Annotated in this window: 11 protein-coding genes; 10 read left to right on the forward strand and 1 reads right to left on the reverse strand. The window is 43.9% G+C overall.

Annotated features, from left to right (window positions below):
• Positions 1-15 precede the first annotated feature (15 nt).
• The 10 genes from ileS to H5073_RS07750 all read left to right on the forward strand — a co-directional run bounded on the left by ileS (position 16) and on the right by H5073_RS07750 (position 11,460).
• Positions 16-2,838: an isoleucine--tRNA ligase gene (gene ileS, locus H5073_RS07705; protein ID WP_182678581.1), complete on the forward strand. Its 2,823-nt coding sequence runs from the start codon at positions 16-18 to the stop codon at positions 2,836-2,838.
• Positions 2,839-2,860: 22 nt separating this feature from the next.
• Positions 2,861-3,373 carry a signal peptidase II gene (gene lspA, locus H5073_RS07710; protein WP_182678707.1) on the forward strand — a complete coding sequence of 171 codons (513 nt, stop codon included), beginning with the start codon at positions 2,861-2,863 and terminating at the stop codon, positions 3,371-3,373.
• A 150-nt stretch (positions 3,374-3,523) separates the two neighbouring features.
• The gene (gene fkpB, locus H5073_RS07715) at positions 3,524-3,949 is read left to right on the forward strand and encodes an FKBP-type peptidyl-prolyl cis-trans isomerase (protein ID WP_182678584.1); all 426 of its coding nucleotides are present in this window, start codon (positions 3,524-3,526) and stop codon (positions 3,947-3,949) included.
• A 6-nt stretch (positions 3,950-3,955) separates the two neighbouring features.
• Positions 3,956-4,915, forward strand: a complete 960-nt coding sequence (gene ispH / locus H5073_RS07720) for a 4-hydroxy-3-methylbut-2-enyl diphosphate reductase (protein WP_182678586.1) — start codon at positions 3,956-3,958, stop codon at positions 4,913-4,915.
• A gap of 268 nt (positions 4,916-5,183) precedes the next feature.
• Entirely contained in the window at positions 5,184-5,738 is a 555-nt protein-coding gene (gene pilV / locus H5073_RS07725; RefSeq protein WP_182678588.1) for a type IV pilus modification protein PilV, read from the forward strand.
• A 14-nt stretch (positions 5,739-5,752) separates the two neighbouring features.
• Positions 5,753-6,709 (forward strand): PilW family protein, encoded by a 957-nt coding sequence (locus H5073_RS07730; protein WP_404948385.1) that lies wholly within the window; start codon positions 5,753-5,755, stop codon positions 6,707-6,709.
• A gap of 62 nt (positions 6,710-6,771) precedes the next feature.
• Positions 6,772-7,197, forward strand: coding sequence for a PilX N-terminal domain-containing pilus assembly protein (locus H5073_RS07735; protein WP_182678590.1), 426 nt, complete (start codon positions 6,772-6,774; stop codon positions 7,195-7,197).
• 9 nt (positions 7,198-7,206) lie between these two features.
• Complete coding sequence (locus H5073_RS07740; RefSeq protein ID WP_182678592.1) at positions 7,207-10,779, forward strand: pilus assembly protein; 3,573 nt, start codon at positions 7,207-7,209, stop codon at positions 10,777-10,779.
• Between the two features lie 4 nt (positions 10,780-10,783).
• Positions 10,784-11,173: a type IV pilin protein gene (locus H5073_RS07745; RefSeq protein WP_182678594.1), complete on the forward strand. Its 390-nt coding sequence runs from the start codon at positions 10,784-10,786 to the stop codon at positions 11,171-11,173.
• The gene (locus tag H5073_RS07750; RefSeq protein ID WP_182678596.1) at positions 11,173-11,460 is read left to right on the forward strand and encodes a TapY2 family type IVa secretion system protein; all 288 of its coding nucleotides are present in this window, start codon (positions 11,173-11,175) and stop codon (positions 11,458-11,460) included. The genes H5073_RS07745 and H5073_RS07750 overlap by 1 nt, the downstream gene beginning before the upstream one ends.
• A 130-nt stretch (positions 11,461-11,590) precedes the next feature.
• Here the strand turns inward: H5073_RS07750 and H5073_RS07755 are convergent, their stop codons facing one another.
• Positions 11,591-12,112, reverse strand: a complete 522-nt coding sequence (locus H5073_RS07755) for a GspH/FimT family pseudopilin (RefSeq protein ID WP_182678598.1) — start codon at positions 12,110-12,112, stop codon at positions 11,591-11,593.
• Between the last annotated feature and the right edge of the window lie 63 nt (positions 12,113-12,175).

Genomic DNA, 12,175 nt, shown 5'->3' on the forward strand with positions numbered 1-12,175 from the left:
AACGGTATGGGATCAATGAGCGACTATAAATTTACTTTGAATTTGCCGGAAACTGAGTTTCCGATGCGTGGTAATTTGGCAAATCGCGAGCCAGAAATGTTAACTCGCTGGACGCAAGATGGACTGTATCAACAGATCCGTGACAGCCGCCTTGGCCGCAAGCCTTTCATTTTGCACGATGGCCCTCCTTATGCGAATGGCAGTATTCATATTGGTCACTCAGTTAACAAAATTCTTAAAGACATCATTATTAAGTCTAAAACCATGTCAGGTTTTGACGCACCTTATATCCCAGGTTGGGATTGCCACGGTCTGCCAATTGAGCTCAAAGTAGAGCAAAAAGTCGGTAAGCCTGGGATTAAAATCTCTGCGGCAGAATTTCGTGAAGAATGTCGTAAATATGCGGCAATTCAAGTGGATGGCCAGCGTGACGATTTTATCCGTTTAGGGGTTTTAGGGGATTGGAACAATCCTTACCTGACGATGGATTTTTCAACCGAAGCTAATATTGTGCGTTCGCTGGCTAAGGTGATTGAGTCAGGCCATTTGCACAAAGGTGTTAAGCCTGTGCACTGGTGTACCGATTGTGGTTCAGCCCTTGCTGAAGCTGAAGTTGAATACGAAGACAAAACCTCACCGGCTATTGATGTCGCATTTAGCGCAGTAGACAGCACTGCTGTTGCCGCCAAATTTGGTGTGGCTAATTATGCAAGTGCAGTGTCCATGGTTATTTGGACTACGACACCTTGGACTATGCCTGCTAACCGCGCGCTAGCCTTAAGTGCTGATTTAGATTACAGCCTAGTGGAATTCACTAAAGATGGCGTGACTAAGACGTTAATCTTAGCTCAAGTGTTAGTTGAGTCATGCCTTGAGCGCTTTGGTGCTGAATCACATACTATTTTAGGCGAGACTAAAGGCGCTGAGCTTGAGTTAATGCGCTTTAACCACCCCTTCTACGCCTTTGATGTACCAGCGATTGTTGCAGACCATGTTACTACAGATGCGGGTACGGGTATCGTCCATACAGCACCTGGTCACGGTCAAGACGATTTCGTCGTGGGCCAAAAATATGGCCTAGAAGTGGCAAACCCTGTGGGTGATAACGGCGTTTATAAAGCCGACACTGAAGTCTTTGCTGGCCAACACGTATTTAAAGCTAATGCGAATATCGTGACGCTACTGGAAGAAAAAGGCGCGCTGCTTAATCACGTGGCTTATCGTCACAGCTATCCACATTGCTGGCGTCACAAGTCACCGATTATCTTCCGCGCTACGCCGCAGTGGTTCATCTCTATGGATAACAAAGGATTGCGCAGCCAAGCCTTAAGCGAAATCGAGAAGACTAAGTGGATCCCTGATTGGGGCCAGAGCCGTATCGAAAAAATGGTTGAGAACCGTCCAGACTGGTGTATTTCACGTCAGCGTACTTGGGGCGTGCCTATTACGTTATTCGTAAACCGCGAAACCGAAGAGCTGCACCCAGATAGCGTGGCGTTGATGGAGCGCGTTGCGCACCGCATCGAACAGCAGGGCATTCAAGCTTGGTGGGATCTTGATGACGCTGAGCTATTAGGCGATGAAGCGCCGCTTTACCGTAAAGTAACTGACACCTTAGATGTGTGGTATGACTCAGGGTCAAGCTTCTCAACTGTGGTTGCTTCACGCCCAGAGTTCCATGGTCATGAAGTTGATTTGTATCTTGAGGGTAGCGATCAGCACAGAGGCTGGTTTATGTCATCTTTGATGATTTCGACCGCCATGAATGGCAAAGCGCCTTACAAGCAAGTGCTGACGCATGGCTTTACCGTTGATGGTAAAGGCCGCAAGATGTCAAAATCTGTCGGCAACGTGATTGCGCCTTTACATGTGACCAATAAACTCGGTGCTGATATATTGCGCCTATGGGTTGCTGCCACAGATTACAGCGGTGAAATGACGGTTTCTGATGAAATTCTTAACCGCAGTGCCGATGCTTATCGCCGTATTCGCAACACAGCACGTTTCCTATTGGCGAACCTAAACGGTTTCAATCCAGAAACTGATATGGTTGCCAGTGAAGATATGGTAGCGCTAGATCGCTGGGTTGTACGCCGCGCCGCGACACTGCAACAAGAAATTATTGAATCTTATGATCAATATAACTTCCATAACGTGACGCAAAAACTGATGCAGTTCTGTTCAGTTGAGCTGGGTAGTTTCTATCTTGATATCATCAAAGACAGACAATATACCGCTAAACAAGAAGGTCATGCCCGTCGTAGTTGTCAGTCGGCATTATTCCACATAGCTGAAGCTATGGTGCGCTGGATGACGCCAATCCTAAGCTTCACTGCCGATGAAGTGTGGCAACTATTGCCAGGTAAACGTGATAAATACGTGTTCACTCAAGAGTGGTATCAAGGCTTAGAAGCTGTCACCTTAGACACGGATTTAAGTGATGCCTACTGGCAAGAGCTGCTTACAGTACGTAACGAAGTTAACAAAGTGCTTGAGCAAGCCCGCCGTGATAAGCGCATTGGTGGTGCATTAGAAGCTGAAGTCACCTTGTTTGCCGATGCAAACTTAAGCGCAGCCCTTGCTAGAGTCGGTGATGAATTACGTTTCGTGCTATTGACCTCTAAAGCAACGGTTGCCGAACTTGCCGGTGCACCTTTAGATGCTATCGACACTGAACTTGCTTCACTTAAATTGCTGGTCACTAAGAGCGAAGCGCAAAAGTGCGATCGCTGCTGGCATCACAGAGAAGAAGTGAGCACGATTGAGGCTCATCCAAGTCTTTGTCAGCGCTGCGTAACCAACATCGAAGGTGAAGGTGAGCAACGTGAATTCGCCTAAAAACGAAAGCCCAATGAGCACCATCCCCTCAAGCTGGAAAGACAGTGGTTTGCGTTGGTATTGGGTAGCAGGATTGGCCTTTGTGGCCGATCAGCTGTCTAAAATATGGGTGTTAGCCAATTTTAAATTGGAAGAGTCTGTGCAGTTATTGCCATTCTTTAATTTTACTTATGTGCGTAATTATGGCGCTGCGTTTAGCTTTTTAAGCGACGCAGGTGGTTGGCAACGATGGTTTTTCACTATTATTGCCCTAGGTTTTAGCACCTTGCTAACCCTGTGGCTACGTAAGCAATCGCATCGGTTGTGGCGGACTAATTTGGCTTTTACCTTAGTTATTGGCGGCGCTCTAGGGAATTTAGTCGATAGGTTATATCATGGCTATGTGGTAGATTTTATTCATTTTTATTGGAATACTCATCATTATCCAGCTTTTAATATCGCCGATTCAGCTATTTTCATTGGTGCAGCGCTCATTATTTGGGATTCGTTTAAACCCCAGCAAGAACCCATGGTGAAGCAAGATAGCTCGAAATAGCGGTTAATGATTGCTGTGTATTGCTAGAAAAAAGATGCCAAGCGAAATCGTTTGGCACTTTTTTTACTAGCAGAATGAAGCGATAACGGCTCCTGTTTCATCGCTATTGCATTAATAGTTAAAATTTTATAAAGAAGTAGAGTAGAGCAAATGATAGAAAAATCCTTAGTATGCCATATGAATATCCTCCTTGAAGATGGCTCTACTGCCGATAGCAGCAAGGCATCAGGGAAACCTGCCCGCCTTAACATAGGTGACGGTAGCCTAAGCCCTGCGTTTGAAGCTCAGTTAAAGAGTCTGTCAGCGGGTGATAAGCACAGCTTTACCCTTGAAGCTAAAGATGCATTTGGTGAATCAAATCCAGATGCTATCCACCATATGGACAGAAGCCGTTTTCCTGCGGATATGGAATTAGAGGCCGGCGTTATTGTGAGTTTTGCAGGCCCTGGCGGCAGTGAAATTCCCGGCATTGTCAGAGACACTGCAGGTAACTCAATCACGGTTGATTTGAACCACCCGTTAGCGGGCCGTAAGGTAACCTTTGAACTTGAGGTTGTTAAGGTATTAGAGGATTAAGCGACTATGTTGAAAATGGATCCCACAAGCCCAGAGCTTAATATTTTATTGGCCAATCCTCGAGGCTTTTGCGCTGGCGTGGATAGAGCCATCAGCATAGTTGAGCGTGCATTGGAGCTGTTTGAACCGCCTATCTATGTGCGCCATGAAGTGGTGCATAACCGATATGTGGTGGACAATTTAAAGCAGCGCGGCGCATTGTTTATCGATGAACTAGAGCAAGTGCCAGATAATAGCATAGTGATTTTTAGCGCTCACGGCGTATCACAAGCCGTACGTAAAGAAGCCAAAGACAGAGGCCTAAAAGTCTTCGATGCAACCTGCCCATTGGTCACCAAAGTGCATTTACAAGTGACCCGCGCGAGCCGTAAGGCGATAGAGTGTATTTTGATTGGCCATGAAGGGCACCCTGAAGTGGAAGGCACTATGGGGCAGTATGATAACCCTAATGGCGGTGTTTACTTGATTGAGTCTCCTGAAGATGTCGCCAAGCTTGAGGTGAAAAATCCGGATAACTTGTGCTTTGTGACGCAAACTACATTATCAGTGGATGACACTATGGATATTATTGCTGCATTACAGCAGAAGTTCCCTTCAATAGAAGGGCCGCGAAAAGATGATATCTGTTACGCTACTCAAAACCGTCAAGACGCGGTAAGAAGCATGGCAAAAGATGTGGATTTACTGATAGTGGTTGGCTCACAAAACAGCTCAAACTCAAATCGGTTACGTGAGCTGGCAGAAAAAACCGGTACTCAGGCGTATTTAGTCGACACTGCCGCTGATGTTGAGCTTGAGTGGTTTACTAATGTTAACCGAGTCGCAGTAACCGCAGGCGCATCGGCACCAGAGATTTTAGTACAACAGGTCATAGAAGCTATCGCGGCAATTGCGCCAAGTGTAGTGACAGAGATTGAAGGCCGTAAAGAAGATACAGTGTTTGCTGTACCTGCTGAGCTGCGCTAAATAAGCTTAGCTGGTTCAATCAGCATAAATACCAATAGAAACATTCAGCTAGCTAAAACCTAGTTGAATGTTTTTTTTTGACCATAATAAACTCGAAATAACAAAGTATATTAAGCTACTTTTATAGACGCTAATGTTACTAGCTGGTTAGCTACATTTACACTATGCTTGATTATTGACCTTTTTAGTTTTTGTAAGCATCAGATTTAGAAGGGTAAATTTTATATGCGGAAGTCAAACATTTGACTGGTAGGGGGATGTTGACGTTATGCTTAATAGTGCAAAAGGGTTTTCTCTGATTGAGGTTTTAGTGTCTCTGGTCATACTCTTGATTGGACTCATTGGTATCTTCAATTTACATATCGTTGCTAAACAAGGTAGTTTTGAATCATTTCAGCAAACTCAAGCGACTTATTATATACACACTATTATTAGCCGTATGCGGCTGAATAACAGCGAGTTAAGCAATTATGCTGGCACTTATACTGGAAGCTCAGTGTCCAGCGCTAAGTCTTGTGATGTTGCTATAGGTGTTGTCGATTTGTGTACAACGGCAGAAACCCGAGCTTGGGATCTTTACCAGTGGGTGCGTTCTTTTGAAGGGGTAAATGAAAAGTCAGCATCAGGGGTCAATATCGGCGGGCTAGATTCTGTGACGGCCTGTATACGTGTTGATGGTGTGAGTGTGTTAGTGGTGATCAGCTGGAGAGGCGTACGGGTAACCTCTGATGGTGCCGCTGATGATGCTGATACTTTTGTGTCTGGCTGTGGTGCGGCTAATGATAGACGCCGTTCGTTGGCCATTAATACCGTCATTATATAGATGAGGCTTATAAAGTGATCCAAGTTAAGCAACAGGGATTCTCATTAGTTGAGTTAATGGTGTCTATGGTGATCAGCCTATTTTTAACCTTGGGCTTATTTACCATGTTTAACATGTCATCAACCAATGTGACTACCACCAGTCAATTTAGCCAGTTGCAAGAGAATGGACGAATCGCCTTGGCACTATTGGAGCGTGATTTAAGTCAGCTGGGTTTTATGGGGGATATAACGGGTACAGGTCTCACTACGGGAAACACCAGCATATCGGCAACCCCTGTGGTAAATGATTGTGTGGGTGCTGGTATCAATAATGCCAGCTTCCCTAATAATCAGCCGGCTCACTTTAGGGTGCTTTGGGGGTTTGAACAAGGCGTCGGCGTGGGCAATTTCCCCTGTTTTACCGCTAAAGCCAATACCGATGTGATCCAATTAAAGCGTTTGATTGGTCCCTCAACCTTGGCAACCACGGCAACACGTTATTATGCCGCAGTGACGTCAGATCAACTGACATTTTTTGATGGTAGCGCAGCCGCTCCCGCCATTGTTAATAGCCGAATTTGGGAATATCAACATCATATTTATTTTATTAACAATGACGGTAGTATCCCGGTTCTCAGACGAAAAAATCTTTCTATCGGTAATGGTATGAATAATGAGGAGCAGCTAGTCGAAGGCATAGAAAATATGCGAATTCTCTATGGTTTTGACAATGATGGTGATGACACCGCAGACAGTTACATGCCAGCGCAAAATGTCACAGATTTAATGTGGGATAATCAGTTATTTCAACGATTAGTGTCACTGAAAGTATTCTTATTAGTGCGCTCAACCCAGGAAGATAATAGTTATATTAATGATGTAACTTACAAATTAGCTGATAAAACCCTCAGTGATTTTAATGATCATTATCGACGTAAGGTGGTATCAACCACCATAGTGTTAGAGAACCCTGTGATCATAAGAAACTAATGCTTAACGTATTGTTTTTGCAACAGAGTTAACTATAGGTAAGCAGTAAATAAGGTTGACAAATGACATTTTACAAGCAGCAAGGCATAGTGCTTTTTTTTTCGTTAATCATACTGCTTTTGATGACGATTATTGGGGTGGCGCTTGCGGTTAATTCAACTCAGTCATTACGTATGGCTGGAGCGGGCAGTGAGCGCATGGAGGCTATGATAAGTGCCAAGGGTTCTCAAGACAGAGTGGTGGCATCACGAAGTGAACTTATGGTTAACATGTTGGCACCAGCATCAGAAATTGATGCAGAGCTAGGCGTAACTAATACATTAACGCCTATGGTGGCTGCAGATGTTGATTGCCAAAGAACGACTAAAGCAAATAGTGTCGATATACGTTGTAGAAGGATTGAAATTTCCAGTGTTAGTCGATTCGGTCGAGGTGATCTAGGTCAACTGACCATAGTGGCAGGTGTTGAACAAGAGGTATTACCTTAGGGGGTTACCATGTTAACAAGAATTTGTTGCTTTAGTATTTTTTTCGCCGTCATTATCGGGGCTGCAAGCAGCCATGCTGATGATACCGAGTTGTATGTCTTTGAATCTACATCCCGCTCAGGGGCTAAGCCTCAAGTGATGATAATATTTGATAATTCAGGTTCTATGCGAACAGTGGAGTCTGATGCTACGGCGTTTTATGATCCTAATGTCACTTATCCTGCGGTAGGCAGTGGCAATGCTCTGCAAGAACGTATGCTCTATTTTACTAAAGGAGGCATAGACAATACCGCCATGCCTGTACCTGATAGTCCCTCTGAAAGCCGACGTTTTTTAAGTGCAATTAATGGTTGTGAAACTTCTTGGAATTACTTAAATACTTATGGCGTGTTCACAGGTTTTTTTAGGGAATATTCTTTCTCTGGTCAGAATGGTACTTGGCAGGAAGTGCCTGATAATAATGGTGCCAACATTACCGTCATTGATTGCTTCGATGATATCGAAGCAAAAAAGTGGAACAATGCAGCAGGTCAACCTACAGGCTTTCCTATTGACAGTGCTGGTAATAAGCAAAACCCTATTCGTTACACCCCCATTTCGGCAGGTTCTACTCAGGCACAAATCGATGCTGCAATTATTAAAGCAAAGCAAACTGGGTTTGGCACAGGCAAAGCATTAACGCTTTATACTGACAACTATCTGCGTTGGTATCATGGCGATCAAGCCAATGTCCCTAAAAGTCGTTTAGATATTGCCAAGGAGGTGATTAAAAACACCATAGTGACAACCCCGAGTGTCGATTTTGGTCTAACCGTGTTTAATATTAATGCATTCAGTGAAGGTGACGCCGATGGCGGACGTATAGTGTCTGGCATTAAAAGTATGACAGAAGCAAACAAGCTGGCCTTGTTGGGAACTATTGCGGGTTTGGATCCGGAAACAAATACCCCACTGTGTGAGACCTTATATGAAGTACAGCAATATTTCGGCGGAAAAACGCTCACTTTTGGTAATAAAGATAAAAAGCCCAGTGGCTATAACTATACACCTAACACCCCACCAAGGGACACATCCATAGAGCAGTCAGGGAAGTATATTACTCCATTTAAAGAATGCCAAAACCGTGCTTATGTGGTGTATATAACAGATGGTGTGCCCACCTTAGATCAAAATGCCAATACACTAGTGAAGGGGTTGCCTAACGCAAATCAAACCGCTTATGTTAACACTAATCCTAATTTCAGCAGTTATTTACCTAATTTAGCCCATTGGATGAACAACAATGATGTTAACGCTAATTTAGTCGGTGACCAAAATGTGAGTACATTTACTATTGGCTTTAGTGATGGCGCAGCAGATGCCGCACCATTATTAATTAAAACAGCGGAGCTTGGCGGTGGTAAATATTTTGCAGCCAAAGGTGCCGCTCAGTTACAAGCCGCGCTACAACAGGTGTTTACTCAAATTCTTGAAGTCAATGCCAGTTTTACTTCACCTTCAATTGCGAGCAATAACTTCGACAGAACAGAAACATTCGATTCAGTGTATTACGCTATGTTTTTGCCCAATAAAGGCCCTCGTTGGTCTGGTAATTTAAAGAAATTTAAAGTCACCAGCAGTGGGAAGATAATTGATAGTAAGGGGGTTGAAGCGATTGGAAGTGATGGCAATATTAAATCATTGGCGTGTTCCTTCTGGACTCCCAGTGCAACTTGCGCAGCAGCAAGCGATGGCGGAGATGGTAATGATGTGACTATTGGTGGAACCGCAGAAGCTCTACGACAATCAAGTCATCGGAAAATGCTGTCAAATCTTTCTGGAGGCATGGTTAATTTAACCAAGCAAAATGCAGCGACCTTTGCAGGAGGAACATCTAACCTAGCTACTTTTATTGGTATAGATGAAACAGCGTTAGATAGCCATTTTGATTGGGCTATAGGTAAAGATGTTGATGATGATAACGGCAATAACAACCGGACTGAGAATCGCCGCGATATAATGGGGGACCCACTGCATTCCAAGCCTCTAGCGTTAAACTTTGGTTCTGAAACAACCCCTGATATTAGGGTTATTCTAGGCACTAATCATGGCTTCTTGCATATGTTTAAAGATGCAGGAAGCACAGTCACTGAGTCATGGGCTTTTATGCCTTATGAGTTACTGCCTAATTTGCGCCCCTTAAAGGCAAATGTGCCAAGCGGGGTGCACTCTGTATACGGCATGGACAGTTCGCCTGTTGCCTATGTAAAGCGTAGTGCCAGTGGCAGTATAGAAAAAGCTTGGATTTTCGTAGGTATGCGTCGTGGTGGTAAGTCTTATTATGCCATTGATATTACCAATCCCGACAATCCAAGTTTTATGTGGAAGGTGGACGCGAATTCCCCTGGTATGTCAGAGCTGGGACAAACATGGTCGAAACCAGTGGTAGGCTTTATTCCTGGATGGCCAGCGGGCAACTCTAGCGCGGGAGCAGCCAAACCCGTATTGATTGTTGGTGCCGGTTACTCACCTGCGACTAAAGATGGCGCAGCTGTGGGCAGCGATGATACCAATAGTCGAGGGGCGTTTATACTGGATGCTGAAACTGGTACTTTGGTACATGCTTTTGGTGCGTCATCAGGAAGCAATGCCACCAAACTCTCTGGCATAGTCGATAGTGTACCCAATAGCGTGGCTTTACTCGATAGTAATAATGACAGATTAACCGATAGAATTTATTTAACTGATACTGGCGCGAATGTATGGCGTATTGATATGCCGAGCGCTTATCCAAATGATTCTGAACGCCCGTGGACGGCATTTAAATTTGCAAGCCTTGGTGGGAATTCAGTGACAACGGATAGACGTTTCTTTGCTGAGGCCTCCGTAGCTAAAACAGTATTTACTAACATATCTCAAGTAACGACTACTGATGCCCAAGGGCACAGCAGTACCGTAATTAGTCATCAAAACATTCCTTATGATGCAGTGGTTATTGGCTCGGGTAATAGGCCTCATCCGTCAGATAAAGGTCGTCAAGATATGTTTTTTACTCTTCAAGACAGAAACGTTGTCTCTAAACCATTTAATGGCTCGACTGGGAATGAAGTTCCTACAGTGTTAACTAAGGATGATCTCTATGATGTGACTTCCGCTTCCCCTGTAGGTGAGACACAAAATTTAGCTTTTGGTGCTAAACGTGGCTGGTATTACACTTTCGGCAGTATTGGTGAGAAAAGTTTATCAGCTGCTGCCATTATCCGAGGTCGAGTGTTCTTTACTTCTTATGTACCAGGCGATAGTTCTTCTTCTAATCAGTGTTTGGTGGCTGGTGTAGGGCGCTTGTATGGATTTGATCTTCATAAAGGCACCCGTTCATACACACAAACATACCTTGAAATGGGGGAAAGGGTGCCAGACACGCCTCAGCTTGTTATTCCTCCTGGCGGCAAGGGATATATGTACTTGATAGGTATTGGAGATGCGGGTGATGATATGGTGAAAAAAGATCCTAATCCAGAGGATGATCCAGATGATTGCATCAATAATTGTGTTGGTGACGGCTTAAAAACCAATAAAATTTATTATCATGTGAGTGAATAAACCAATGAATAAGAGTTTTGGATTCAGTTTGGTCGAGCTAATGGTGGTTGTGGTTATTATGGGACTACTGAGTACCGTCGTTTATCCTAGCTATGTAGAATATGTTGCAAGAGGAGCGAGAGGTGACGCGGTTGCTGGCATTATGCGGGTTGCCAACTTACAGGAGCAATTCTATTTAGATAACCGAGGCTTTGAGACTGATATGACTAAGCTTGGATTACCAGCGGATCCTTTTATAGTGGATAACCGTTTGTATCAGGTTGATACGGCAGTAGTGGCGGGTGACTACACGGTAACCGCGACAGCCATAGGTGTTCAAGCGAGTCGCGATTCGGCTTGTGCGACAATTTCTTTAACATCAGCCGGGGTTAAGAGCCCCACGGAGTGTTGGTAATGAAGACATGCATAATTACAATCGTACTGCTTTTGGCTTTTAATCTCCATGCAGAGGAAGGGGGGACGGATTATAAATGCTACCTGAAAACCAGCATGGGTCATGAGATCGGTTTTTATCGCTGGTATGAAAAGCAATATGTTCAAGAAATGGCCAAGTTAATTGCGAGTAAGATGCAAACCGCCACAGGGGATGTTTATATAAAAGACGTGCTTGAGTGTACTCCGCTGGCACAAGACTTTTCTCGACCAGAGGCTATACTTTTAGATAAGAAAACAGTCCGCTAGCAAGAACTGTCATAATAGTATTGATAAAAGTAGTTAAAGGCTGGTTCAGCCTCAAATTTAACAAGCCCTTTTGAGGGCTTTTTAATATCAGTAACTGGCTACAGCTAATCGCTGTATGAATATCTAGGTATTAATTACAATTAATGCCCGTTTCTATCAATTTTACCTTTCCGGCAGAGCCAATCTCTGCAGCTTTAGAGTCTGGATTTGTTTTACTTCCAGGACAATATCTTATCAACCCCGAAGCGGCGACTAAACCATCGGCATTAAAACTGAAAATATTGAGATCTGATTTAATAAAATCATCATCATTGAAGCCACTTACAACCGTTATTACTGTGTCAGTGATACCTGAGGTTGTATCTATTGTGCCAGCAACGCCATTATCAATAAATACACTAAAACCATCAATCCAGTTGCCGCTACAATTATTCCCTTTCAAAGGGCATATAGAGACTCTTGAACCATAATTCACCGCTTGATTACGAGCAAGTACAAATGAAGACTCTATGGTATCTATGATATTTTGGACTCGTATGCCTTCATAGAGTGATTTCATAGAAGGCACGCCAACAGTGATAAGTAACATAGCAACCACTAAGGTTACAATTAACTCAACCAAACTAAAGCCAACAAGACAACGTGGTTTCATTGATATCTCCTAGTCGATACTTATTGAGTATAAGGGAGAGCGCAAATGAAGACAGTTTTTCCT

The sequence above is a fragment of the Shewanella sp. SR44-3 genome (assembly GCF_014163735.1).
Classification (GTDB): Bacteria; Pseudomonadota; Gammaproteobacteria; order Enterobacterales; family Shewanellaceae; genus Shewanella.